Source organism: Streptosporangium sp. NPDC050284 (assembly GCF_044459525.1).
Taxonomy (GTDB): Bacteria; Actinomycetota; Actinomycetes; order Streptosporangiales; family Streptosporangiaceae; genus Streptosporangium.
Map to the genome: position 1 here is coordinate 30,932 of NZ_JBITIZ010000029.1, position 23,787 is coordinate 54,718.

Genomic DNA, 23,787 nt, shown 5'->3' on the forward strand with positions numbered 1-23,787 from the left:
GCGACACGCGCACGTTCCGGACCCGGTCGCCGTCGATGACCGATACGCGGGTCGTGACAGCGACCGCAGGGGCCCGGCCCGCGTGGCGGTCGCGCTGGAGGACCTGGCCGCTGCTGTCCGCGCCGGTCGCCTGGCTGGTGTTCGTGGTGCTCCATCGCGTGCTGTCCGGCCGGGTGTGGTGGTGGCAGGTTCCGGAACTCGTGCCGCCGATCGCCTTCGCGGTCGTCCCTGTCCTGCTGCTCGCGGTGGCCCTGCCGGCGCGCCAGGCACGGGGGTGGATCGCGGCGGTGACGCTCGCCTCCCTGGTGCTCGGCGGAGGCGGGAGCGGGCTCAATCTCGCGGCCCTGTGGCACCGGCCCCCACCCGCGCCGCCGGACGCGATCACGGTGTTCTCCTGGAACACGTTCTATTGGGACCAGCGGCCGGAGAACGGGGCGGCGATGCCGCCGCCCACCGGCACTCCGCCACGTGACATCGCCGACTTCTACCGGTATCTGCACGACCAGAAGGCGGACGTGTATCTCCTACAGGAGTACGTCTACTTCGGCCAGGACTCGAAGGCGATCCGGGTGGACGACCTGGCCAGGCTGCGCCGGGAGTTCCCCGGCTATCACATCGCCGCGGCGAGCGAGCTGGTGACGGTCTCCCGGTTCCCGATCGTCCTGGAGTCGGGGATCGACCTGCGTCCGTGGTTGTCGGAGGAACGCGACAAGGCCATACCTCCCGACCCGGGTCTGCCGGATTTCTCCACGGTGAAGACGCTGCGCACGGACGTACGCGTCGGCGGGGACGGCAGGGACGGCGGAAAGACCGTCTCGCTCTACAACACGCACATCAACTCTCCCGTCCACGCGTTCCCCCGGGGCCCGGATCCCCGCCGCCTCAACCGGACCCAGCACGAGCGGCGGCAGGCCAACCTCCGCGCGCTCGCGGCCGACGTCGAGCGGAATCCGCACCCGATCCTGCTGGCGGGGGACTTCAACGCCTCACCGGCGATGGGCATCCTGCGCCTGCTGCCGGACCGGCTCGTCGACGCCACCCTGGTGCTCGGATCGCTCTACCCCACCTCCTGGGACGACCGCTGGCCGCTGTGGCGGATCGACTGGGCGTTCACCACGCCGGACGTCACCGTGCACCGGTACGAGTTGATCCGGTCTGGCGGTCTTTCCGACCACAGCGGGCAGCGCCTGGTCGTCTCGACGAGCGGTTGACCTGGGAAGAATCGCCCGGAAACGAGGATGCTCAGAAGGACCGGGGAAGAACGGTCAGGGCCTCCGGGACAGCACCCGGTCGGGCAGGTGGGCTGTGGGACGGGTCCAGCTCAGCGATTCGGCGCGTGCTGGCTTCCCGAGGGGCACCCAGCCGAAGCCGGCGTGGTCGGCGCCGGCCAGGACCACGTCCCCGGCCGCCCAGGTCGGCTGATCGTGATCGCCTCGCAGGATCTCCTGGTGCAGCGCGCGCAGCTCAGGCCCCGGCTCGATGCCCAGGTGGTCGGCCAGATATCCGCGCAGGAGCGCGTACTGGGCCACCGCCTCCGCGGTGCGTCCCAGGGCGCACAGTGCGCGCATCAGCATGCTCGCGAGCGGCTCCACGAGCGGGTAGCGGGGAACGAGGGGGGTGAGCTCGGTCACGACCGTGTCAGGCCGTCCCAGCCGCAGGTGCGCCTGCGCCCAGGTGACGACGGCGCCGACGAACTGCTGCTCGATGCTGTAGCGCATTCGGGAGGCCCAGTCTCCCGAGATGCCGGTCAGCGGCGAGCCGCGCCACAGCTCCATCGCCTCGGCGAGTAGTGCGACCCGGACGGAGTCGTCGTTCGCATGGGTCTGCGCCTGTTTCGCGAGCCGATGGAACCGGTGGGCGTCCACCCGCTCCGGGTCGGCCTCCAGCACGTAACCGCCGCCGCGGCGCTCGATGGAGACCGCGGATCCCGTCAGTGCCTGCCGCAGGCGTGCGATGTGGGCGTACAGCGAATCCGTCGCCCGGTCCGGAGGAAGGTTCCAGACCCGGTCGATCAACGTCGGAAGTGACACGGGATGATTGACGTCGACCGCGAGGGCGGCCAGCACCGCACGTCGTTGCGGTGGTCCCAGGGGAACACGCCGGCCGTCGACGGTCACCTCGACCGGACCCAGTATGCGGACTTCCATTCTTTCCTTCCGTGTCGCTTTCACAACGCCGCTTTCACAACGCCGCTTTCACAACGCCGCTTTCACGACGGGACGAGATGGTGGGCGAGCACGAGCGTCACACCCAGGGTGGCGGCCCACAGCACCGAGTTGGCGACCATGACCCGGTCCCGAAGCAGGATCCGGACCGGGTCACCACCGTCGTCGTCTATCAGCTGGATCTGCAGGTAGCGGAAGAGGGCGAAGAGCGCGAAGGGCGTGGACAGCAGCATCGCCGTCTGACCGTACTGTGGGCCGAACGGGCCTTCGTCGCGCAGGTAGATGAGGCCGGAGAGGAGGGCGAGCACGGAGGCGATCTGCAACAGCCAGTTGGTCAGCTCCATCGAGTAGCCACGGAGTGCCGGGCGGTGCGCGGCACCGCTCTTCAGTTCCTGACGTCGCTTGCCGATGAGGAGCAGCAGGGAGATCGAGAACACCGTGACCAGCAACCAGGCGGCGGCCCGCCCTCCGGTCACCTCGTATCCCTGGATGACCCGGAGGACGAAACAGACGGCTATCGTGCCCACGTCGACCAGCGGTACGTGTTTGAGAAAGCCGCTGTACGCGATGTTGATCACGAGGTAGGCGAGGATCGGCCAGTAGGGGCCCGGGGTGAGCCCGACGATGGCGCCGAGCAGCCCGAGCAGGATGGCGCAGTAGACGTACGCGAGCCTGATCCCCACGCGGCCGGCCGCGACAGGACGGTGACGCTTGACGGGGTGGTGCGCGTCACGGTGCCGGTCGGCGATGTCGTTGCCGACGTAGACGGCGGCGGAGGCGAGGATGAACGCGACCGTGGCCAGGACGATCTCACCCAACGCGGCGAGGCTCCACAGGGAGGTGTCGACGAGCGCGATCGGCACGAGGAGGATCGCCTTGGCCGCGTGCGACGGCCGTATCAGCCTGAAGAGGTCCGTGACCAGGTGTGGCCGGGCCTTCGCTGCCTCTTCCGGTGCCACCTCCCGGGGCTGTGGGAGCTCTGGGATGTCTGCCGATTCGACGACGTACATGCTTTCCCCGTCACTTCAGAAGAAGACTTTCGCCAGGGACAGCGCGCCCTGCCGCCACGCGTCGCGGCTGGTCTGGCCGGCGCCCCGAGGCGAGCCGGCGCCGCGATTCTCCCGCCACCAGGCGTACGTGCGGAGAATCGCGTCCCGGTTGGACAGCCGGGGCCGGAAGCCGAGCCGCTCCCCGGCCTTGTCGATGCTGACGTAGGAGTCGGCGAGCAGTTTGTGCACCAGTCGTCCGTACACCGGCGACAGCCGGGTCCTTTCCAGCAGTCGGAGTCCGGTCAGGGCCGGCCGGACGGGCAGTGACACGACACGTTTTCCGTGACCGGCCGTGTCGAGTACCGCCTGGAAGTCCTCTCGCAGCGTGCCGAACTCCGCGGCCGCGAGATTGTAGGTGTCGTTCGCGATGTCGGCCGGCACCGTCAGGACGTCGGCCACGGCATCCACCAGGTCCTCTATGGCGAGCATCTGGATGCGCACGTCCCCGCGGCCGAGGACCGGGAAGTTCCGGCCCTCCTCGGCCCACTCGAAGAGCATCGCGAACAGGCCCATCCGGCCGGGACCGAGGAAGGTCTTGGGGCGCAGGATCGGCACGCACATTCCGCCGGCGCGATACTTGTCGGCGAGTTCCTCCGCCTCGGTCTTGGCCCTGGTGTAGGGGTCGACGGGCTCGCGCGGGTGCTCCTCAGGGGTGGGCACCAGTTTCGGGAGCCCGTACACGGCGGTGGAGGAGATGTGGACCGTTCTTTCCACCCCGGCCCGGCGCGCGGCCTCCAGCACGCTGTGGGTGCCACCGACGATCAGGCTGTGGATCTGCTCCGCCGGATAGCTCGGCAGCGCGCCGGCGCAGTGCACGACCGCGTCCGCCTCGGCCATCGCCTCGGTCATCAGCGAGACGTCCCGTACGTCGCCGACTCGGTGGACGTATCCGGGGTCCGGCTCCGAGGGCGGGCGCAGGTCCACGCCGACCACCTCGTGACCCGCGAGTACGAGCCGCCGGACCAGGTTGCCGCCGAGCATTCCGGCGCTGCCGGTCACTACGACCCGATAGGCCACCGTGACCCCACCTTCTCTCGCACGAACCTGGCGAGCAGGCGCGGCAGGCCCTTGGCCAAGGTCTTGTGGAGGCTCTCCAGGAAGTACTCGAGGTCGTCGGGCTCGATGGCGAGGGTCGGCGCGACGACGAGCGGGTTCTCGACGTTCGGGCTGTAGTACGACACGATGTCGTGCTCGCGGTAGAGTTCCGCGATCACCGAGAGGGTGATCAGCTTGGTGCGGAAATTCGGGTCGCCGGAGAAGCCCGGTGCCAGCTTGCCGGCGAGGTCGAGTACCTTGGGGCCGCCGGTCAGGAACACCCCCCACAGCGCCCCGGTACCGGTCACCTGGCCGACCACCTCCGGATAGCGCTTCTGGATGTTCTCCAGTCCGGGGCCCAGGATGCGCTCGATCTGCCTGGCCCGCGCGGGGTAGTCCTCCTCGACGATCACGTTGATCGCCTCGATCGCGGTGGCGGTCTCCTCGCCGAACCCGTAGTAGGTGGTGCTGTGCAGGATGACGTCGGAGAGCCGGTCGTATGCCTTGCGGAAGATGGGCTCTCGGGCGGTGTACCCGGCGATCGACGCCTTCCCGCCGCCGAGCGATTTCGAGTAGACGAGGATGTCCGGCAGCAGGCCCGGATATCGCATGAAGTAGAAGAGACTGCCGGTCTTACCCCATCCGGTGTACACCTCGTCGAAGATGAGGATGATGTCGTGCTCGTCGCAGAGCCGTCGCAGCCCGTGCAGGTCGGCCTCCGACCAGGAACGCATGCTCGAAGCACTGAAGGGCTCGACCATGATCGCGTAGACGTCGCATTTCCCGTCGGGGGTGCGCGCGGCGTCGACCGCCGCCCGTACGGACGCGAGGTCGCCGTAGGGGTGGATGACGATGCCGGGAAGCCCGGGGAACCGGAACGAGTTCTCCGAGGATCCGGTCAGGCTCCCCGCACCGAGGGTCTTGCCGTGGAAGCTGATGTCGGACCGCAGGATGGTGTTACGCCGTCCGCCGTGATACTTGTACGCCATCTTGATGGCGCCCTCGTTCGCCTCGGCGCCCGAGTTCGGAAAGTAGGAGATGTTCAGGTCGCCCGGCAGCAGCGTGGCCACGTTGTGGCTCAGGGCGGCCACGTAGGGCGAGAAGAACGCCTTGTGGACCTCCATGCGCCCTCGGTCGGCGAACCGGCGGCGGGCGGCCAGGATGCGCGGGTGGTTGTGGCCGTGGTTGAGTACGCCGACCCCTCCGGTGACGTCGAGGATCCGGCGGCCGTCACGGGTCCAGATCCAGGCGCCCTCGGCTCGCTCGGCGAGTTCGCGACCGAAACCGAAGGAGGTCATGAGGTTGACCTGGCTGCGGCTGACGTACTTCCCGTAGAGGTTCTGGACCTGCTTCACGGTAAGGTTTTCACACTCATCGATGCCGATTAGATCCGACACGTCCGCCCTTTCCTGGCGTTTTTCTGAAACTTTCAGCTTCTGGCGTCACGGATGAGTTCGGTTCGAGGATGGCGATCGTCGCGAGGCGGGTGTCCGTCGGGTGCCTGCGGTGGTGCCACCGCTGTCATCGATCAACCCCCGGAGCTTCCTGTGCAAGATGCCGGCCTTCTCTCTACAGATGTGAGAAGACGAGAGAGATGTCGCTAATAGTGATGAATGTTGCTATACCTCGCACCACACAAGTTTGTGTAGGTCGAAGCTTTGCTCGATGAGGCATGGGCGCGAAAAAACGGCGCGGCACGCGATCCCGGGGATTCGCCTTTCGAGGCCCGTGGCCATTACGGAGATGTGGCGATGATTTCGGACATGCCGAATCCGATATTTACGGTGAGATGGATCGAGAATGATTTCACGCGCGGTGAATCCGCGGCCACCGCAGATGCATGGAGAGTGATTTCCGGCGCGTCAGATTCTGTGATTACGGCGGCTGGAGACGAGGATTGTTTCCACCGCGTCAGATCCTTCGCCGGTTTCGATCGCTCATTTCCCATCGCCACGACGGCTGGCGCGAAGCGGCGCCGTGGACGGTCGAGAGACCGGTGACGTCCCCCGCCGCGCCGGGCGCCTGGCGGGCGGTGGAGATCAGGTCGGCCATCTTGGCGTTGAGCCATCGGGGATCGATCGTGCAGTCGTCGGGCGACATGCTGAAGCGGCCGAGTGCCAGGTGACCGAACTTGGCGTCTCGCCTGGCCCGTCGGTGGCGCACGTCACCGAGGGTGCAGGCGATGACGAGAGAGCTGTGAAGCGCCCGCCTCACGGCCTGCACCTGCTCCTCCTCGGTCTCCTCCTGCCGGGTGCGCTCGCGGGCGAACAGGCAGAGCAGGTCGTGCATGCGATACCGGCCGGCGTCGCGCACCTCAAGGAGCTGGGCGTCCGCGAGATGATCCAGGAGGTCCGCGGTCTGTTCCTCCGAGCGATCGGCCAGCGCCGCGGCGACCGCGACGCTGATGTCGGATCCACCGAGCAGGCCCAGCAGCCGGAACAGGCGAGAATGCTCGGCCTCCAGGGCGCGGTAACTCACCATGAAGCAGGCCCGGACCGCCCGGTCGTCGGCCTGCAGTTCGGAGAGGCGATGATCCTCGACCGCGAGGCGGTCGGCGAGCCCTCGCAGCGACAGGTCCGGCCGCGCCACCAGCCGGGCGGCGGCGATCCTGATCGCCAGCGGCAGGCCGCCGCAGAGCCGCACGATCACGCGCGCCGCCCGTGGGTCGGCCGCGACACGCTCGCCGCCGATCAGGCGGCTCAGCAGGGTGGTCATCTCGTCCTTGGCCATGACGCCGAGGCGGAGATGCGCGACGGTGTCCAGAGAGGTCAGCATCCTCCGAGCGGTGATCAGCACGCGGCAGGTGGGGCTGGCGGGCAACAACGGCCGCACCTGCTCCGCGTCGCGAGCGTTGTCGAACAGGAACAGCAGGTGTCTGCCGTCGGTCAGCGAGCGGAATCGCGCGGACGCCTCGTCCACCTCGGTCGGGACGGCCACGTCGTCGCCACCGAGGGAGCGCAGGAGGCGGGCGAGGACCTCGGCCGGGTGCAGTGGTTTGACGTCGGGGGTGGAGCCGTGCAGGTTCACGTAGAGCTGCCCGTCGGGGAACCGGTCCGCGATCTGGTGGGCGACGTGTACGGCGAACGCCGACTTGCCGATTCCCGCCGCTCCGGCGACCGCGGAGACGACGATACGGCCAGGGGCCGCTGAGGTGAGCGCCGTCCGTAACCAGGAGACCTCGGAGGCACGCCCGGTGAAGGCGGCCGAGGCGATCGGGAGCTCTGCCGGCGCGAAAACCCGGCGGACGGCGACCGACGGTGACGGCGCCGCCAGCGCGGAGTCGTCGGCGAGGATCTGCCGATGCATGCGGACCAGGTCGGGGCCGGGATCGACACCCAGTTCCGCGGCGAGCATCTCCCGCGCGTGCTGGTACACCGCGAGCGCGTCGGCTCGGCGGCCGGAACGGTACAGGGCGAGCATGAGCTGCGCGCGGAGTCGTTCGTTCAGCGGATCCCTGCGAGTCAGCGCCTCCAGATCGGGAAGCACCTCGCCATGCTGGCCCAGCGCGAGGCGGGCCTCCAGCGAGGCGTCCACGACGATCGTTCTCAGCCGTTCCAGCCGTGCCGCCTCGCCTCGCAACGGCTCGGGCAGGGAAAGCCCTTCCAGAACCGCCTCGGCGCGCCACAGACCCAAGGCCCGGGTGTACCGTTCGAGCGCGACGTCATTTCGCCCTTTGGATAACATCAGACGTCCTTGAGCGGCGAGTTCCTCGAACAATCTCACGTCTATTTCATCGGGGGCGACCCGGAGCACGTACCCGTTGGAGCCCGCCTCGATCCGGGAAGGCGAGCCAAGCACCCGGCGCAGCGCGGAGATATAGGTGTAGAGGTTCGACTCGGCGTTGGCGGGAGCCTGTTCCCCCCACAACCAGTCGAGCATTCGATGGGTGGGGATCGCCTTGCCGGCATTGAGGAGCAAGGCGGCAAGCAACACCCGCTGTTTGCGTCTCCCGAGGGTGATCGGTTGCCCGTTGGCCGCTCGCACTTCGATCGGCCCGAGAATCTTGAAATCCATCGGCATCACTCTTCAGCGGATACCATGCACCAACATGAACCGTACAAATGCGTATAAATCCGTTTTTACATAGCGATTCATGATCGTGGGCTCTAACCTTCGGAGGGTACTCACCTGAAGGGAAGAAAAAGATTACGCGGCAGGCGCGCCCGAACACTCACGCTCCGGTGCGACGTTCCTCGCCGTGTGTCGTGATCACCCCTGACCGGCCGCCCTGACCAGGGCATCGCACATCGTCAGAGGGTGTGCCACGGCGCGGGTCCCGGACGCGCCGACCGGTGCCGGCAGCGCCGTCGGCGTCGGCGAATCAGGGCCGGCCACTCGATGGGGGCGTTCCTCGCGGGTACCGGTGGCCCCGGGCCGGTCGGTCATCCGGCCGACGCGATCCTCGGCCGCGTCGGCGGACCGCAGCCGGTCATCCCGTCGGCCTCTGTCCGTACCGCGGTAGGAGTGAGGCGGCCCCTGGCGACGAGAGGGCCGCCGGTTTCTCGTGTCCCCGTGTCACCGGATGACCGCGGGGCTCCCCGGTTTCGGTGATGAGGGGAGCCCGGCTCTCTCCGCTCAGCCCTCGGCGCGTTTCTGACGCTCGTTGTAGGCCCTCATCCGGGGGGGATAACCGGTCAGCTGGACGTCGTAGACGGGCAGGGCCAGGTCGCGGGCCACCTTGCGGATCACCGCGGGGGAGCCGACCCGGCGCCGGGTCCACTCACCGTCGTCGGCGACGGCCACCGCCGTGGTGTTCGTCGCGAATGTCTCGGGCTCGACGTAGAACTCGACGCTCTTGCGCGACTTCGCGAAGGCGATGAGCGCCTCGATGTCGGCGTCGGTCGTGGCGCGGTCGAACTTTGCGATCTTCGGCCCGCGTAGCCGCCTCAACCCGTAGCGATCTCGCCATCTCATGTTTTCTTGTATACCTCTCCTGCTCGTTCCGTGGCGGAAGGCCAGGGATGGGTCTCAGGGGCTTATGGGGGTTCATCCTGATATACGGGGCCGACAATCTGGACGAACATTGAGGTCGAAGCGGCGAAGAAAGGGTATCGGTCTCATGGCAGGCACAGCGACACCAGCAGGCCCGGGGTACGGGGGAGTGCCGGCGGCAGGCCCTCGGTCCGGTCACGCGGGGCTTCGGGTCAGCAACCAGGATCGCGAGCGGGTGGTCGAGCACGTCCAGGCCGCCTACGCGGAGGGAAGGCTCGACAAGGCCGAGTTCGACGACAGGCTGGAGCGGGCGATGACGGCCCGCGTCCACGGCGACCTCGTCCCGATCATGAACGAGCTGTACGGCACGCGTCCGGCCCGTCTCGCCTCCTACCCGCCCGCCACGGGCCAGGTCGCGTACGGTCATCACGCACACCCCTTCGGCCGGGGGGAGACCGGAGCGGAGCGTCTGGGGGCGGTGGCGTCGCACCTGCTCCCGCTGGTGGGCCTTCCCGTCATCGGTCCGGCCGTCATGATGCTCACCGCGGGCAGGACGTCGCCCTACATCCGGGCGCACTCGGTGGAGGCACTCAACTTCCAGCTGACGATGCTCGCGGCCACCATCGTGCTGGCAATCACTTTCATAGGCTTCGTCCTGACGCCCCTGCTCTGGATCGGCGGCGTGGTGCTGTCCGTGGTCGGCTCCGTGGCCGCGGCGGGCGATGGCGACTTCCGATACCCCTTCACCCTGCGTCTCGTGAAATGACGCCTCCGGCGTCCTGAGGCCGCAGGACCTACGGGACGGCGGCCGCGCGAGGGACGTGGCACCCGCGCGGCGGTACGCCGGACCACGGACGTGACACGAGCGCGAAGACAAGTCAGAGCATGAGGGCGCGGACCATGTCGACGGTGTCGGCCTGGTCCGCCGTCTTGTCGGTGCGGTAGCGGATGACTCTGGCGAAGCGCAGCGCCATGCCGCCGGGATAACGGCTCGACTGCTGCACGCCGTCGAAGGCGATCTCGACGACCGTCTCGGGACGGACGGTGACCGTCCAGCCGTCGGTGGGCCCTTCGGCGATGCCGAGGAAGCGGTCGGTCTGCCAGGCGAGCAGCTCGTCGGTCAGGCCCTTGAAGGTCTTGCCGAGCATGACGAACCCACCGCTCACCGGGTCGCGGGCGCCCAGGTGCAGGTTGGAGAGCCTGCCCTCGCGGCGACCGTGGCCCCATTCCGCGGCCAGGACGACGAGATCGAGCGTGTGCCGGGGCTTCACCTTGATCCAGCCGGCACCGCGCCGCCCGGCGGCGTAGGGAGTCAGGAGCGACTTGACCACCACGCCCTCGTGGCCGCTCCTGATCGCGTCCTTGAAGAACGCCTCGCCGTCCGCGACGTCGCCGGTGACCAGGCGGGGGGTCACCAGCTCCGCGGGCACGGCGGCGGTCAGGGCCGCGTGGCGTGCCTCACCCGGCAGGTCGAGCAGGTCGGCGCCGTCGACCCGCAGCGCGTCGAAGAAGAAGACGCTCAGCGGGGTCCTCTCGCGCACGCGCGGCAGGTCGGTGCGGCTGGACACGCGGCCCGAGGTGACCTGGAAGGGCTCGGGGCGACCGTCGGCCCGCAGCGCGATCACCTCGCCGTCGAGGACGAGGTCGCGGGAGGGTAGGGCGCTCACCGCCTCGACCAGCTCGGGCACCTGCGCGGTGATGTCCTCAAGGGCGCGGGTGAAGACGGTGATCCGGTCATCCGAGCGGTGAGCCTGGACCCTGACGCCGTCGAGCTTCCACTCGATGGCGACCGGCTCGCCGAGCTTGCCGAACGCGGTCGCGATGGAGGTGGCGCTCTGGGCGAGCATCGGCGACACCGGGCGGCCGACCTCCAGGTGGAAGGCGCGCAGTGCCTCGACCCCGCCGCCCAGGGCGGCGGCGCCGACGGCGGGAAGCCAGCCGCGCAACGTCAGCGCCCGCCTGACCTCGGTGGCCGGCACCCCGGCCGCCTTCGCGATGGCCTCGACCATCACTCCCTCAAGCGCGCCCTGGCGCAGCTCGCCCCGCAGCAGCCGTGACAGGAAGACCTGCTCCTGGCGGGTGAGGGCGCCGAACAACTCGGAGACCAGCGTCCTGCGCGCGCTCTGCGAGCCGGGACCCGACAGGGCCTTGATCTCATCGAGGAGGTCGTGGACCCCGCGCAGGGTGGCGGTGGCGGCGAGCCGGGGTTCCGGCGGGTTCTGCAGACTCGTCCAGCCCACTCCGACGTTGCGCTGAGGCAGCTCTCCTGAGAGGTAGGCGATCGCGATCTCGGCCTCGTCCGGCTCGACCCTGCCGAGCAGCTCCGCGAGGTGGGCGGTCTTCGCCAGCCGGGCGGAGACGGCGGTCACGGCCGCGGAGGTGCGCGCGAGGTCGATCAACAACACAGTGACTCCTCCGCTCCCCGAAGGGAGCGGCTTCTCGCTTCCCTCGGTCGAGGTAGGCGACGGCCAAGCCCTGACCGTTTCAAACACACGAACGGTAACAGGGAGACGATTCACCTGCCAGGTAAACCTGGCAGTTCCCTCGCTAAGAACGATGGCCATTCTAAGAGCTACGAGCGGAATTTCGGTGAGGTGAGGCGCTGCTTTTCTGAGTCATCGCGCCTCGCGGGGAGGTCGGACCTGCCCTTGAACCTCGCGAACGTGAGATGGCCGTCAGGTCGGGGCACACAGAGGACGACATCGGACACAGAGGGCGACACCGGACGCAGGGGACGGTGCCAGGCGCGGGGGATGGCGCCGGATATTGAGGACGGTGCAGGACGACAGGGACGGCAGTGGGGGCCGGGGAGGTGACAGGACACGCGGGGCGGGCCACCCGTCGCCGGTGAGGCCCGCCCGCATGCGTCGTTTCGTCCCGAGTCAGCTCACGCCGAGGAGGTCCACGACGAAGATGAGCGTCTCACCCGGCTTGATGCGGTTGCCCGCGCCTGCGTTGCCGTAGCCGAGGTGCGGCGGGATGGTGAGACGGCGGCGGCCGCCGACCTTCATGCCCGCGACGCCCTGGTCCCAGCCTGCGATGACCCGGCCCCCGCCCAGCGGGAACTGGAAGGTGTCTCCGCGGTTCCACGACGCGTCGAACTCCTCGCCCGTCGAGAAGGCAACGCCGACGTAGTGCACGGTGACCTGGTGTCCCGGCTTGGCCTCCGGGCCGTCCCCTACGACGATGTCGACGATCTCCAGCTCCGAGGGCGGGGCGCCTTCCGGAAAGTCGATCTCCGGCTTCTCCAGTGCCACGTGGTTCTCCTTGGTTGGATGCGCGCCGGTCGATTTCCGACCGGCCGGACGACTCTACGGGTTTCGGCGTCACCACGAGAGACGTGGGGGCCGGGGTGACTTCCGCGTCGTCTTTCCGAAGTCGTCCTTCCGAGGAGGGGAGGGGCGGGTGGCCTCCCGTACAGGGGTGGCGAGCACTCGTACGCGAGGTCGCCCGGGATCATCTCGCGAGGGCGGCGACCAGCGGTGCCACGGGCGCGGGCGGCGCGTGGACCACGGGGAGAATCGCGAGGGAGCGCTCTCTGAGATAGAGGGTGGCCCGCTCGGCGGGGAGTGTCAAGAGGTCGGCGCGGCTCTGTGGAACACGGTGGAAACGCGACCTTAATGTGACCTTTCAGCGTGGGAGCGCTCCATTTTCTATAAAATTTAACTTCAAAACCTCTCTGGGCTGCGGAAACATCCAAGAGAGCGAGAGGGGGCTTTCCGTGAAAAGCCGACCGTCAGGCGCGGGGCGAGGTCGGCGGGGCCGTTGACACGCAATCCCCTTGGCGTCAATCTGCTCAGAGAGCGCTCTCTTCATGATCATTTATGAGAACCCTGGGAGGGTTCCATGCGTAAGTCACGTCAGCGGTTCCTCGCCCCGATGGTCGCCGTTTCCGCTCTGGTCCTGGGCCTCACCGCCTGCGGTGGTGGCACCGAGGCCGCCGGGAGCGGCGGGACGGCCTCTCGGCCGGCCGAGAAGATCAAGCTGACCGTCGGGCTGTTCAGCGACTTCCACTACGCGCCGCTGTACGAGGAGTTCAAGAAGACCCACCCCAACGTGGAGATCGTGGAGCGCCGCGCGCAGTTCAACGACCACCACACCAACCTCATCACCCAGCTGACCACCGGCGCGGGCGCCGCGGACGTGGTCGCCGTCGAGGGCGGTTACATCGGCGCCTTCACCCCCGTGCCGGACAAGTTCCACGACCTCAAGGAATACGGCCTGGACAAGCGCGAGAGCGAATACCTGGACTGGAAGTGGAAGCTGGGCGTCTCCAACGACGGCTCCGCCCTCCTGGGCCTCGGTACCGACGTCGGCGGCCTGGCCATGTGCTACCGCCCAGACCTGTTCAAGAAGGCAGGCCTGCCCGTCGACCGCGACGAGGTCTCGGCGCTCTGGCCGACCTGGGACGCCTACATCGAGACGGGCAAGAGGTTCGTCGCGGGCAAGGTGGAGGGAGCCAAGTTCACCGACGGTCCCGGCGAGCACTTCCGCGCCATGGTCGAGCAGGCCCCCATCGGCTTCTACGACGCCGAGTACAACATCGTCGCCGCCACCAACCCCGACGTGCGCAAGGCGTACGACACGGGCGTGAAGATGATCCACGAAGGTCTCTCGGCCAACCTCGCCGCGTTCTCGCCGCCGTGGAACACCGGCATCGCCAAGGGCAGCTTCGCCACCATGGTCTGCCCGGCCTGGAAGACCGGAACGATCAAGGACCAGAAGCCCGGCGAGGGCACCTGGGACATCGCGGCGGTCCCCGGTGGCGGCGGCAACCAGGGCGGCACCCACCTGATGCTGCCCAAGCAGGGCAAGCACCCCAAGGAGGCCGCGGCGTTGATCGACCTGCTGACCAGCAAGGAGAGCCAGATCAAGCTCTTCAAGGAGGCGAGCGCGCTGCCCTCGCTGCCCGCCCTGTACGACGACCCCGCGGTGAAGGACTTCGTCAACCCGTACTTCGGCAACGCGCCGATCGGCAAGATCTTCACCGACGCGGCCAGGTCGCTCAAGCCGCAGCCCGTGGGTCCCAAGGCCAGTGACGTCCTGCAGGCGATCGGCGACGGTCTCCAGCGGGTCGACCAGGGCAAGCAGAACGCCGAGGAGGCCTGGGCACAGGCGCTCAAGGACGTCAGCAGGATCAAGTAGTCGCCCTCCCGGCCGGCCGGTCTCGTACCGGTCGGCCACCTGCTCGTGCCCCTGTCCGGTGGCGGGCGCGCGTCCCGTGCCGCGGAACCGCACGCCTCCCGCCGCGACGGGCCGCACGTCTCCCGCCGTCCGAAGAACCGCAGAACCGCAGAAAGGAGCTGCCATGGCCACCCGCGCGCCCGATCGCCTGGCGGCGGTCCCACCGAACAGGCAGGCGGGACCCCGCCTCCGCCGCCAACTGGTTCACCAACTCGACGTCAAGGGCTCGCCGTACGCTTACGTGGCACCCTTCTTCCTGCTCTTCTCCGCGTTCGGGTTGTTTCCCCTCGCGTACACCGCCTGGGTGAGCCTGCACGAGTGGACGCTGCTCCAGGACGAGCAGACCTTCGTCGGCCTGGAGAACTTCAGAACGCTGCTCGCCGACGACTACTTCTGGAACGCCACTTTCAACACCCTGTCCATCGGGGTGCTGTCCACCGTGCCGCAGCTGCTGCTCGCCATCTGGCTCGCCCACCTGCTCAACCGGCCGCTGCGGGCGCAGACCTTCTTCCGCATCACGCTGCTGCTGCCCAACGTGACCAGTGTGGTCGCGGTGGTGGTCATCTTCAGCCAGTTGTTCGGCCGGGACTTCGGCATGATCAACTGGGTGTTCTCCCTGGTCGGCGTCGAGGGCGTCGCCTGGAACGAGGGGGTGCTCAGCTCTCACTTCGCCATCTCCACCATGATCATGTGGCGGTGGACGGGCTACAACGCCCTCATCCTCCTGGCGGCGATGCAGGCGGTGCCGCGCGAGTTGTACGAGGCGGCCACCATCGACGGCGCGAGCGGGATGACCCAGCTCCGCAGGATCACCATCCCGATGATCAAACCAACGATCATCTTCGTCGTCATCACCTCGACGATCGGCGCGATGCAGATCCTCGCCGAGCCGCTGCTGTTCGGCTCCTACCTCGTCACCGGAGGGGTGGACCGGCAGTATCAGACGCTCTCCCTGTTCATCTACGAGAACTTCACCAAGCTCGACTTCGGTTACGCCTCGGCCATCTCCTGGATGATGTTCGTCTTCATCGTGGTGGTCGTCGGCGTCAACTACCTGCTCACCCGTCGTGGGAAGGGAGGGCTGACATGAGCGCCCACACCGCCGCCCCCGCGGTCCGCCGTCGTTCCGGTGGCGCCGCCCGCAGGCTCACCTACCTCACGCTCGCCGCGGTGGCGTTCTTCTCAATGATGCCGCTCTACTACAGCGTCGTGGTCGCCTCCCGCGACAACGCGGCCCTGGCCGACGTGCCGCCGCCGCTCATCCCCGGCGGCAACTTCTTCGCCAACGTCGCCCGCGTCTTCGACACGGTCCCCTTCGCCCTGGCGATGCTCAACTCCGTCGCCGTCTCCGGCACCGTCGCGTTCGCGGTGATGCTCTTCTCCACCCTGGCCGGGTTCGCCTTCGCCAAGCTGCGCTTCCGCGGGCGCAACGCCCTGCTCCTGCTCACCGTGGCGACGATGATGGTGCCGACCCAGCTCGGCATCATCCCGCTGTACATGCTGATGGTGAAGCTGGAGTGGACCGGCACCATGTACGCGCTGATCGTGCCCGCGCTCGTCAACGCGTTCGGGGTGTTCTTCATGACCCAGTACCTCTCCAGGGCGCTGCCGACCGAGCTGCTCGAGGCGGGCCGGGTCGACGGCTGCAGCACCTGGGGCCTGTTCTGGCACGTCGTGCTCCCGGCCGCCCGCCCGGCGGCGGCGGTGCTGGGCATGCTCACCTTCATGTCGGTCTGGAACGACTACTTCTGGCCGCTGGTCGTCCTGACCCCGGAGGATCCGACGGTCCAGGTCGCCCTGTCCACACTGGCCAGCGGATACGTCAACGACTACGTGCTCGGCCTGGCGGGCACCACGCTCGGCACGCTGCCACTGGTCATCGTGTTCGCCCTGCTCGGCAAACAGATCATCGGAGGAATCATGCAGGGGGCGGTGAAGGGATGACCGTCGTCGGCACTCGGGGGCCACCCTTGCTTCCGTCATGCCGACGACAACGGCCACCCGCGCGTCGTGCACACCGCGATCGCCGAAGGGGCGGACGCGCGTGGTTATCTGGTCTGGGCGCTGCTGGATAATTTCGAGTGGGCCGAAGGGGGCCGGCGTAGGTTCGGGATCGTGCGTGCGGACTTCGCCACCCGGCGCCTGCTCAAGGACGGCGCGCCGTTACACCGCGATGTCATCGCACGTAACGGACTGCAATCGACGGTAGGGGAAGAACACGATGAGACGTCCCACTCTGGAGGCGGTCGCCGCCCGTGCCGGGGTCTCCCGGTCGACCGTCTCCCGGGTGGTGAACGGCCAGACCACGGTCACCGCCGACATCCGGGACCTGGTCATGCGCGCGGTGAACGAGCTCGGCTACGTCCCCAACGGGGCGGCGAGAAACCTGGTGACCCAGCGGACCAACTCGGTCGCGCTGGTCGTCTCGGAGTCGCCGAACCGCGTGTTCTCCGACGATCCGATGTTCTCCACCGTCATACGCTCGGCCAGCCTGGAGCTGGAGGCCGTCAACAAGCAGGTGGTGCTGCTGCTGGCCGGGTCGCCGGAGAGCCATGCCCGGGTGGAGCACTACATCGCCGGCGGCCACGTCGACGGCGTCATGCTCGTGTCCAGCCACGGCGCCGACCCGCTGCCGGTCGCGCTCACCCGGCTGCGCGTCCCGGTCGTCTCCTACGGCAGACCCGCCGTGCCGGTCGAGATACCGTACGTCGACAACGACAACGTCGAGGGCGCCGCCACCGCCGTGCGGCACCTGCTGGAGCGAGGCAGGCGGCGCATCGCCACCATCGCGGGGCCGCTGGACATGATAGGCGGGCAGGACCGGCTGACCGGCTACCGCGAGGTGCTGCGCGACTCCGACCGCCGCTCGATCATCGCGGTCGGCGACTTCACCCGGGAGTCGGGGGCGGTCGCGATGCGGCAGCTGCTCGCCGACGACCCGGAGATCGACGCGGTCTTCGCCGCGAACGACCTGATGGCGATCGGTGCGATGCACGCGCTCCGCCAGGCGGGCAGGAGGATTCCCGACGAGGTCGCCATCGTGGGTTACGACGACATAGAGGCCGCCCGCTACACCGACCCGCCGCTGACGACCATCCACACGCCGCACGCCGAGCAGGCCGCGGCGATGGTCCGCCTGCTGCTCTCCCTTCTTGAGGGAGGCCCCGCCGAGTCGATGATCGTGTCCACGGATCTGGTCGTCCGGGCGTCCTCGTAGTCCCGGTTCGGCGCTCTGGCCTGACCCCGGCCGGGTGCCGAGGCTCCGGCACCCGGCCGGGGATCCGGACTCGTGGTCGTCGTCGGATCTTGAGCCTCGTCCGCTCGCCGCGGCCGGAGGGCGACCGGGTTCAGGACGCGGTGGACTCCCGGACGACCAGCTCGGTGGGGAGTGTCACCTGCGCCTTCTCCTCCAGTTCGAGGACCATGCGGGCGAGTCTCCGTCCCATCTCGACGGTCGGCTGCCTGACCGTGGTCAGCGGGGGCTCGGCGTAGGAGACGGCGGGGATGTCGTCGAAGCCGACCACCGCTACGTCGTCGGGGACCCGTCGGCCCGCCTGGCGCAGGGCCGGTAGCGCGCCCAGCGCCATCAGGTCGTTCGCCACGAAGACCGCGTCGATCTCCGGGTCGTCGGCGAGCAGCTGCCGCATCGCGATCGTCCCCGACTCCCGGGTGAAGTCGCCGACGGCGACGATGGAGCGGCGGTCGGAGTCGCGCAGCACGGCGCGGTAGCCGTCGAGCCGGTCGATTCCGGCGATCATGTCCTGCGGTCCGGCGATGGCGGCGATGCGCCGCCTGCCCCGTTCCATCAGGTGCCGCACCGCGCGCTCGGCGCCGCCGACGTTGTCCACGTCCACGTACGGCAGGCTGCTGGGCACGGTCGGCCTGCCGCTGCACACCACCGGCACCCCGCGCCTGGCGAGGATGGCCGGCAGCGGGTCGGTGCCGTGCATCGACGCGATGACCACGCCGTCCACGTGGCCGTTGGTGGCGTAGCGCTCGGCCCGCTGGTAGCCGCCCGTCGCGCCGATGAGCATCAGCACGAGCTGCTTGTCGGCCTCCTCGATCTCCAGGCTGACCCCGCGGATGATCCCGGCGAAGGTCGGGTCGTCGGAGAAGACGCGGGTCGCCGGCTCGGGGAAGACGAGCGCTATGGAGTCGGCCCGCTGGGTGACCAGGCTCCGCGCCGCCTGGTTGGGCACGTAGCCCAGCTCCTCCACGGCGCGGTTGACCGCGTCGCGGATCTGGGGTGCCACGCGCGTGGAGCCGTTGACCACGCGCGAGGCCGTCGCCCGGGACACACCTGCCCGGGCGGCCACCTTCTCCAGGGTGGGACGGGTCCTCACAGTCCGTTCCGGCGTACGACCTGGCTGTACCACAGGGCGCTGTCCTTGGGGGTGCGGCGTTGCGTCGCGTAGTCGACGTGTACGACGCCGAACCGCTTGTCATACCCCTCGGCCCACTCGAAGTTGTCCAGGAGCGACCACACGAGGTAGCCGCGCAGGTCGGCGCCGCCCTCGATCGCCGCGTGCGCCGCGCGCAGGTGGCCGTCGAGGTAGGACAGACGGCCGACGTCGTGCACCTCGCCGTCCTCGACGACGTCGTCGAAGGCGGCACCGTTCTCGGTGATGATCAGAGGGGTGCCCGGATAGTCGCGCGAGAGCCGCAGGAGCAGGTCGGTGAGGCCGAAGGGCTGCACCGGCCATCCCATCGCGGTCTGCGGCGCGTCGGCTCCGCCGAAGGCGATGCCCTCGCTGCCCGGATAGACCGGGTTGGCGGGCTCGCCGGCGTGGACGGTCACGGTCTGCGGGTGGTAGTAGTTCACGCCCAGCAGGTCGATCGGCTGACCGATGATCTCCAGGTCCCCGTCCTGGACGAAGGACCAGTCGGTGAAGCGACGGGCGCGCTCGACGACGTCGGCGGGATACTCCCCGCGCAGCACCGGGTCCAGGAAGATCCGGTTCTGCAGGCCGTCGACGAGCTCGACCGCAGGGGCGTCGTCGCCGATCACGGGGGAGAGGTTGAGCGTGATGCCGATCGTGGCGGCGCCCGAGGCGCGCAGCGCCTGGACGGCCAGGCCGTGGCCGAGCAGCAGGTGGTGGACGGCGGCGAAGCCCAGCGCGGGCTCGGCGAGGCCGGGGGCGTGGATGCCCGACGCGTAGCCGAGGAAGGACGAGCACCAGGGCTCGTTCAGGGTGGTCCACGTCTCGACCCGGTCACCCAGCCTGCCGTGCGCGATCGCGGCGTAGTCGGCGAAGTGCGCGGCGGTCTCCCTGCTGGTCCAGCCGCCGCGGTCCTCCAGGGTCTGCGGCAGGTCCCAGTGGTAGAGCGTCACGATGGGGGTGACGCCCTTTTCGAGGAGCTCGTCGACGAGGCGGTCGTAGAAGTCCAGGCCGCGCGGGTTGGCAGGCCCCGACCCGTCGGGCTGCACCCGGGGCCAGGAGATGGAGAACCGGTAGGAGTGCAGGCCGAGGTCGCGCATGAGCGCGACGTCCTCGGGATAGCGGTGGTAGTGGTCGCACGCGACGTCACCGGTGTGGCCCGCGTGAACCTTGCCGGGGGTGCGGGAGAACGTGTCCCAGATGGAGGGGCCCCTGCCGTCATCCCGGGTGGCGCCCTCGATCTGGTAGGCCGCGGTGGCGGCACCCCAGATGAAGCCCTCGGGGAATCTCAGCACGCCGGAGTCCTGAAGGTCGTAGGACTTTTCGGCGGACATGGTCATGTCCTCACCGCCCCATTCTGTTCGGCTGTTACGTGAGAGCGCTCTCTGGAGCATCACGGTACCGCATAGATGGTGTCAAGAATTCTGGGATGGTAACCGTAATATCACGGTTCTTGACTTTGCGTTGCGGGCAGACAACTCTTCCGGAGAGCGCTCTCACGCTCCCCGGCAATTGTGTATTTGGAGGATGGTTTCATGTCGCTCCTCTCTCGCTCCCGGCGCACCGCCTTTGCGGCGGGCACCATAGGGCTGGCGTTGGTCGTCACCGCCTGCGGATCCGCGGACCCCACGCCATCGGCGGGTGGCGACGCCGGTACGTCCCCCGAATGTGCCGCCTTCAGCCAGTACGGCAAACACGAGGGCAAGACCGTCAGCATCTACTCGCCGATCCGCGACGTGGAGGCCGACCGCTTCGAAAAGGCGTGGAAGCCGTTCGCCGACTGCGTCGGAATGAAGATCACCTACGAGGGCACCGGCGAGTTCGAGGTTCAGGTCCAGGTCCGTTCGGACGGCGGCAACCCCCCCGACATCGCCTTCTTCCCCCAGCCGGCCCTTCTGGAGCGTTTCGCCAAGGCGGGAAAGCTCAAGCCCGCCTCCAAGGAGATCAAGGAGCTCACCGCCGAGGGCTGGTCGGAGGACTGGGCCAAGTACGCCACCGTCGACGGCGTCTTCTACGGCGCCCCGCTCGGTGCGAGCGTGAAGTCCTTCGTCTGGTACTCGCCGAAGATGTTCACCGAGAAGGGCTGGGCCGTCCCCAAGACCTGGGACGAGCTCATGACGCTCACCAACACGATCGCCGACTCCGGCGTGAAGCCGTGGTGCGCGGGCATCGAGTCCGGGGACGCGACCGGCTGGCCGGCGACCGACTGGATCGAGGACCTCATGCTCAGGGAGGCCGGTCCCGAGGGATACGACGACTGGGTGAGCCACAAGACCCCGTTCAACGACCCCAAGGTCACCGCGGCGGTCGACAAGGTCGGCGCGATCCTCAAGAACGAGAAGTTCGTCAACGGCGGCTACGGCCCGGTCAAGTCGATCGCCAGCACCGCCTTCCAGGAGGGTGGCGTCCCGATCACCGAGGGCAAGTGCGCCCTGCACCGCCAGGCGTCCTTCTACGCCAACTTCTGGCCCGAGGGGACCAAGGTCGCCGAGGACGGCGACGTGTTCGCCTTCTACCTGCCGGGCAACGACCCGGCCAAGAAGCCGGTGCTCGGCGCGGGTGAGTTCGTGGTGGCCTTCACCGACCGCCCCGAGGTCCAGGCCGTCCAGGCGTATCTCGCCTCCGCGGAGTTCCCCGCCGCCCGCATGAAGCTGGCGACCTACGTCACCGCGCGCAAGGGCGTCGACCCGGCCAACGCCCAGAACCCGATCGACAAGCTCTCCATGGAGATGCTCCAGGACCCGAGCACGGTCTTTCGTTTCGACGGCTCGGACCTGATGCCCGCCGCGGTCGGCGCGGGCACGTTCTGGAAGGGCATGACCGACTGGATCAACGGCAAGGACACCAAGACGGTCCTCGACTACATCGAAGCCTCCTGGCCCAAGTCCTGATATATCCCGATGAGTCCGGTTCCGCGTGATGTGCGGGACCGGACCGTCGTCCTCCCGGGAGATTCTCCGATGGACTTCGACTTCGCCGCCGAACTGCCCAAACTCCTCCAACTGCTGATCGGCGTCGCCGCCTTCCTCGTGGTGGTGGCGGTGATCCTGGTGCTCCTCGACCGCGCCCCGATGCGGCGGCGCGCGTGGACCCACGCCACGATCCTGCTCCTGCCCGCCCTCCTGCTCCTCGCCATCGGCCTGGTCGTACCGGCTGTGCGCACCACCCTGCTGTCGTTCATGAGCGGCGACGGCAGGGAGTGGGTCGGCATGTCCAACTACGCCTGGATGTTCACCCAGCCGGAGGCGGTGATCGTACTCCGCAACACCCTCATCTGGGTGCTGCTCGTCCCGCTGCTGGTGACCTCGGTCGGGCTGGTCTACGCAGTCCTGGTCGACCGCACTCGTTTCGAATCGCTCGCCAAGTCACTCGTCTTCCTGCCGATGGCGATCTCCTTCGTCGGGGCGGGCATCATCTGGCGCTTCGTCTACGCCTACCGCTCCGAGGAGCAGGACCAGATCGGCCTGCTCAACCAGATCACGGTCGCGTTCGGCGGCGAACCGCAGCAGTGGCTCCAGGAGGCACCGCTCAACACGCTGTTCCTCATCGTGGTCATGGTCTGGATCCAGGCGGGTTTCGCCACCGTGGTGCTCTCCGCCGCGATCAAGGGAATCCCTGCCGAGATCGTCGAGGCCGCCCGGCTGGACGGGGCGAGCCCGCTGCAGATGTTCTTCCGGGTGACGCTGCCGTCCATCCGCTCGGCCGTGATCGTGGTGCTGGTCACGCAGTCGATCGGCACGCTCAAGCTGTTCGACATCGTCCGCACCATGACCGGCGGCCAGTTCGACACCGGCGTCATCGCCAACGAGATGTACAACCAGGCGTTCCGGTACGGCGAGACGGGCAAGGGCGCGGCCCTCGCGGTCTTCCTGTTCGTCCTGGTGACCCCGATCGTGATCTACCAGATCCGCCAGCGCAGAGAGGCCGTCGGGTGACCGGGCGAGCAGGCAGGCCCCGCGTCGCGAGCACGCGGACGGCGAAGGAGTCCACATGGCCACGTTGACCCAGACCATGGTGCGGCCCGAGGTGACGACGGCACCGCAGCGCGTACGGCGGAGGCTGAGCGGCCGCATCGCCGGCGTCGCGGCGATCGTCATCGCGGTCCTGTGGACCACCCCGACCTTCGGTCTGCTGCTGTCCTCGCTGCGCCCGGAGGACCAGATCAAGACCACCGGCTGGTGGACGTTCTTCTCCGACCCGCAGATCACCCTGGAGAACTACCAGCAGGTCCTGTTCGGAACCTCCTCGTCCTCCGGCCAGATGATGAGCTTCCTGATCAACTCGATCGTCATCACGATCCCGTCGGTGCTCTTCCCGCTCGCCCTCGCCACCTTCGCGGCGTACGCGCTCGCCTGGCTGCCGTTCCGCGGACGAGAGTGGATCTACATCGGCGTCTTCGCGCTGCAGATCGTGCCGCTGCAGATGGCACTCGTGCCACTGCTCTCGTTCTTCTCCGAGGGCGTGTCCGTCTTCGGCCTCCAGTTGATGCCCGCCTGGGAACTGGAGGGCCCCGCCCGGTTCATCCAGGTCTGGTTCGCCCACACCTGCTTCGCGCTACCGCTGGGCGTCTTCCTGCTGCACAACTTCATGTCCGAGCTTCCCGGCGAGCTGATGGAGGCGGCGAGGGTCGACGGGGCGAGCCACGGGAAGATCCTGCGCACGATCGTCCTTCCGCTGGTCGGGCCCGCGCTCGCCACCTTCGCGATCTTCCAGTTCCTCTGGGTCTGGAACGACCTGCTGGTGGCCCTGATCTTCGCCGGGGGCACCCCGGAGAGCGCCCCGATGACGGTACGGCTGGCGCAGATGGCCGGTACCAAGGGCAACGAGTGGCAGCGCCTGACCTCGGGAGCGTTCGTCTCGCTGATCATCCCGCTGATCGTCTTCCTGTCGATGCAGCGCTACTTCGTCCGCGGCCTGCTCGCGGGCGGCGTCAAGGGCTGAGCACCCTCTTCCACGTCCACCTGCCGGGGGGGGGGGGGGGGGGGGGGGGGCGCCCCCCCGCGCCGCCCGGGGGGGGGGGGGGCCCCCCCCCCCCACCGGGGC

Annotated in this window: 19 protein-coding genes and 1 pseudogene; 10 read left to right on the top strand and 10 right to left on the bottom strand. The window is 68.5% G+C overall.

The window, feature by feature from the left end; genetic code table 11:
* Nucleotides 1-53 precede the first annotated feature (53 nt).
* Nucleotides 54-1,211: an endonuclease/exonuclease/phosphatase family protein gene (locus ACIBH4_RS37650; protein ID WP_362769556.1), complete on the top strand. Its 1,158-nt coding sequence runs from the start codon at nucleotides 54-56 to the stop codon at nucleotides 1,209-1,211.
* 54 nt (nucleotides 1,212-1,265) lie between these two features.
* On the opposite strand, the gene ACIBH4_RS37655 is transcribed toward ACIBH4_RS37650, so the two are convergent.
* The 6 genes from ACIBH4_RS37655 to ACIBH4_RS37680 all read right to left on the bottom strand — a co-directional run bounded on the left by ACIBH4_RS37655 (nucleotide 1,266) and on the right by ACIBH4_RS37680 (nucleotide 9,163).
* Complete coding sequence (locus tag ACIBH4_RS37655; RefSeq protein ID WP_362518594.1) at nucleotides 1,266-2,147, bottom strand: BTAD domain-containing putative transcriptional regulator; 882 nt, start codon at nucleotides 2,145-2,147, stop codon at nucleotides 1,266-1,268.
* A gap of 62 nt (nucleotides 2,148-2,209) precedes the next feature.
* The gene (locus ACIBH4_RS37660; protein ID WP_362518597.1) at nucleotides 2,210-3,124 is read right to left on the bottom strand and encodes a UbiA prenyltransferase family protein; all 915 of its coding nucleotides are present in this window, start codon (nucleotides 3,122-3,124) and stop codon (nucleotides 2,210-2,212) included.
* Between the two features lie 66 nt (nucleotides 3,125-3,190).
* Complete coding sequence (locus ACIBH4_RS37665) at nucleotides 3,191-4,231, bottom strand: NAD-dependent epimerase/dehydratase family protein (protein ID WP_362769558.1); 1,041 nt, start codon at nucleotides 4,229-4,231, stop codon at nucleotides 3,191-3,193.
* Nucleotides 4,213-5,604 carry an aspartate aminotransferase family protein gene (locus tag ACIBH4_RS37670; protein ID WP_362518603.1) on the bottom strand — a complete coding sequence of 464 codons (1,392 nt, stop codon included), beginning with the start codon at nucleotides 5,602-5,604 and terminating at the stop codon, nucleotides 4,213-4,215. Before ACIBH4_RS37670 ends, ACIBH4_RS37665 begins: the two co-directional genes overlap by 19 nt.
* 556 nt (nucleotides 5,605-6,160) lie before the next feature.
* Nucleotides 6,161-8,263 carry a BTAD domain-containing putative transcriptional regulator gene (locus tag ACIBH4_RS37675; protein ID WP_362518606.1) on the bottom strand — a complete coding sequence of 701 codons (2,103 nt, stop codon included), beginning with the start codon at nucleotides 8,261-8,263 and terminating at the stop codon, nucleotides 6,161-6,163.
* Between the two features lie 561 nt (nucleotides 8,264-8,824).
* Nucleotides 8,825-9,163 carry a hypothetical protein gene (locus ACIBH4_RS37680; protein ID WP_350945893.1) on the bottom strand — a complete coding sequence of 113 codons (339 nt, stop codon included), beginning with the start codon at nucleotides 9,161-9,163 and terminating at the stop codon, nucleotides 8,825-8,827.
* A 145-nt stretch (nucleotides 9,164-9,308) separates the two neighbouring features.
* Between ACIBH4_RS37680 and ACIBH4_RS37685 the strand changes: the two genes are divergently transcribed.
* Nucleotides 9,309-9,947: a DUF1707 and DUF4870 domain-containing protein gene (locus ACIBH4_RS37685; protein ID WP_362518613.1), complete on the top strand. Its 639-nt coding sequence runs from the start codon at nucleotides 9,309-9,311 to the stop codon at nucleotides 9,945-9,947.
* Between the two features lie 112 nt (nucleotides 9,948-10,059).
* On the opposite strand, the gene ACIBH4_RS37690 is transcribed toward ACIBH4_RS37685, so the two are convergent.
* The gene (locus tag ACIBH4_RS37690; protein ID WP_362769560.1) at nucleotides 10,060-11,586 is read right to left on the bottom strand and encodes an ATP-dependent DNA ligase; all 1,527 of its coding nucleotides are present in this window, start codon (nucleotides 11,584-11,586) and stop codon (nucleotides 10,060-10,062) included.
* A gap of 477 nt (nucleotides 11,587-12,063) precedes the next feature.
* On the bottom strand, nucleotides 12,064-12,438 hold the full coding sequence (locus ACIBH4_RS37695) for an FKBP-type peptidyl-prolyl cis-trans isomerase (RefSeq protein WP_350925951.1): 375 nt from the start codon (nucleotides 12,436-12,438) through the stop codon (nucleotides 12,064-12,066).
* A 589-nt stretch (nucleotides 12,439-13,027) separates the two neighbouring features.
* Between ACIBH4_RS37695 and ACIBH4_RS37700 the strand changes: the two genes are divergently transcribed.
* From ACIBH4_RS37700 to ACIBH4_RS37720, 5 genes and pseudogenes are all read left to right on the top strand, one after another.
* Nucleotides 13,028-14,326 carry an ABC transporter substrate-binding protein gene (locus tag ACIBH4_RS37700; protein ID WP_362769562.1) on the top strand — a complete coding sequence of 433 codons (1,299 nt, stop codon included), beginning with the start codon at nucleotides 13,028-13,030 and terminating at the stop codon, nucleotides 14,324-14,326.
* A gap of 163 nt (nucleotides 14,327-14,489) precedes the next feature.
* On the top strand, nucleotides 14,490-15,455 hold the full coding sequence (locus tag ACIBH4_RS37705) for a sugar ABC transporter permease (RefSeq protein ID WP_362518632.1): 966 nt from the start codon (nucleotides 14,490-14,492) through the stop codon (nucleotides 15,453-15,455).
* Nucleotides 15,452-16,309: a carbohydrate ABC transporter permease gene (locus ACIBH4_RS37710; protein ID WP_362518638.1), complete on the top strand. Its 858-nt coding sequence runs from the start codon at nucleotides 15,452-15,454 to the stop codon at nucleotides 16,307-16,309. The genes ACIBH4_RS37705 and ACIBH4_RS37710 overlap by 4 nt, the downstream gene beginning before the upstream one ends.
* A gap of 66 nt (nucleotides 16,310-16,375) precedes the next feature.
* Nucleotides 16,376-16,546 (top strand): annotated as a pseudogene (locus ACIBH4_RS37715) (family 1 glycosylhydrolase); the annotation flags it as partial.
* 40 nt (nucleotides 16,547-16,586) lie between these two features.
* Nucleotides 16,587-17,582 (top strand): LacI family DNA-binding transcriptional regulator, encoded by a 996-nt coding sequence (locus ACIBH4_RS37720; RefSeq protein ID WP_350945899.1) that lies wholly within the window; start codon nucleotides 16,587-16,589, stop codon nucleotides 17,580-17,582.
* A 130-nt stretch (nucleotides 17,583-17,712) separates the two neighbouring features.
* On the opposite strand, the gene ACIBH4_RS37725 is transcribed toward ACIBH4_RS37720, so the two are convergent.
* The gene (locus ACIBH4_RS37725; protein ID WP_362518644.1) at nucleotides 17,713-18,708 is read right to left on the bottom strand and encodes a LacI family DNA-binding transcriptional regulator; all 996 of its coding nucleotides are present in this window, start codon (nucleotides 18,706-18,708) and stop codon (nucleotides 17,713-17,715) included.
* A complete protein-coding gene (locus ACIBH4_RS37730; protein WP_362518648.1) occupies nucleotides 18,705-20,084 on the bottom strand; it encodes a GH1 family beta-glucosidase in 1,380 nt (459 codons plus the stop codon). Before ACIBH4_RS37730 ends, ACIBH4_RS37725 begins: the two co-directional genes overlap by 4 nt.
* A gap of 195 nt (nucleotides 20,085-20,279) precedes the next feature.
* On the opposite strand from ACIBH4_RS37730, the gene ACIBH4_RS37735 reads away from it, so the two are divergent.
* The 3 genes from ACIBH4_RS37735 (at nucleotide 20,280) to ACIBH4_RS37745 (ending at nucleotide 23,685) form a co-directional block, all read left to right on the top strand.
* A complete protein-coding gene (locus ACIBH4_RS37735) occupies nucleotides 20,280-21,635 on the top strand; it encodes an ABC transporter substrate-binding protein (protein WP_362769564.1) in 1,356 nt (451 codons plus the stop codon).
* A gap of 69 nt (nucleotides 21,636-21,704) precedes the next feature.
* Nucleotides 21,705-22,679 carry a sugar ABC transporter permease gene (locus ACIBH4_RS37740; RefSeq protein WP_362518655.1) on the top strand — a complete coding sequence of 325 codons (975 nt, stop codon included), beginning with the start codon at nucleotides 21,705-21,707 and terminating at the stop codon, nucleotides 22,677-22,679.
* Between the two features lie 55 nt (nucleotides 22,680-22,734).
* Nucleotides 22,735-23,685, top strand: a complete 951-nt coding sequence (locus ACIBH4_RS37745; RefSeq protein ID WP_362518660.1) for a carbohydrate ABC transporter permease — start codon at nucleotides 22,735-22,737, stop codon at nucleotides 23,683-23,685.
* The last annotated feature ends 102 nt before the right edge of the window (nucleotides 23,686-23,787 follow it).

What these genes read in the sequence shown, in the direction of transcription:
- ACIBH4_RS37655 (WP_362518594.1), bottom strand. Translation starts at nt 2,147, where the DNA reads ATGGAAGTCCGCATACTGGGTCCGGTCGAGGTGACCGTCGACGGCCGG.
- ACIBH4_RS37685 (WP_362518613.1), top strand. Translation starts at nt 9,309, where the DNA reads ATGGCAGGCACAGCGACACCAGCAGGCCCGGGGTACGGGGGAGTGCCG.
- ACIBH4_RS37720 (WP_350945899.1), top strand. Translation starts at nt 16,587, where the DNA reads ATGAGACGTCCCACTCTGGAGGCGGTCGCCGCCCGTGCCGGGGTCTCC.
- ACIBH4_RS37740 (WP_362518655.1), top strand. Translation starts at nt 21,705, where the DNA reads ATGGACTTCGACTTCGCCGCCGAACTGCCCAAACTCCTCCAACTGCTG.
- ACIBH4_RS37700 (WP_362769562.1), top strand. Translation starts at nt 13,028, where the DNA reads ATGCGTAAGTCACGTCAGCGGTTCCTCGCCCCGATGGTCGCCGTTTCC.
- ACIBH4_RS37710 (WP_362518638.1), top strand. Translation starts at nt 15,452, where the DNA reads ATGAGCGCCCACACCGCCGCCCCCGCGGTCCGCCGTCGTTCCGGTGGC.
- ACIBH4_RS37680 (WP_350945893.1), bottom strand. Translation starts at nt 9,163, where the DNA reads ATGAGATGGCGAGATCGCTACGGGTTGAGGCGGCTACGCGGGCCGAAG.
- ACIBH4_RS37735 (WP_362769564.1), top strand. Translation starts at nt 20,280, where the DNA reads ATGTCGCTCCTCTCTCGCTCCCGGCGCACCGCCTTTGCGGCGGGCACC.
- ACIBH4_RS37745 (WP_362518660.1), top strand. Translation starts at nt 22,735, where the DNA reads ATGGCCACGTTGACCCAGACCATGGTGCGGCCCGAGGTGACGACGGCA.
- ACIBH4_RS37730 (WP_362518648.1), bottom strand. Translation starts at nt 20,084, where the DNA reads ATGACCATGTCCGCCGAAAAGTCCTACGACCTTCAGGACTCCGGCGTG.
- ACIBH4_RS37705 (WP_362518632.1), top strand. Translation starts at nt 14,490, where the DNA reads ATGGCCACCCGCGCGCCCGATCGCCTGGCGGCGGTCCCACCGAACAGG.
- ACIBH4_RS37675 (WP_362518606.1), bottom strand. Translation starts at nt 8,263, where the DNA reads ATGGATTTCAAGATTCTCGGGCCGATCGAAGTGCGAGCGGCCAACGGG.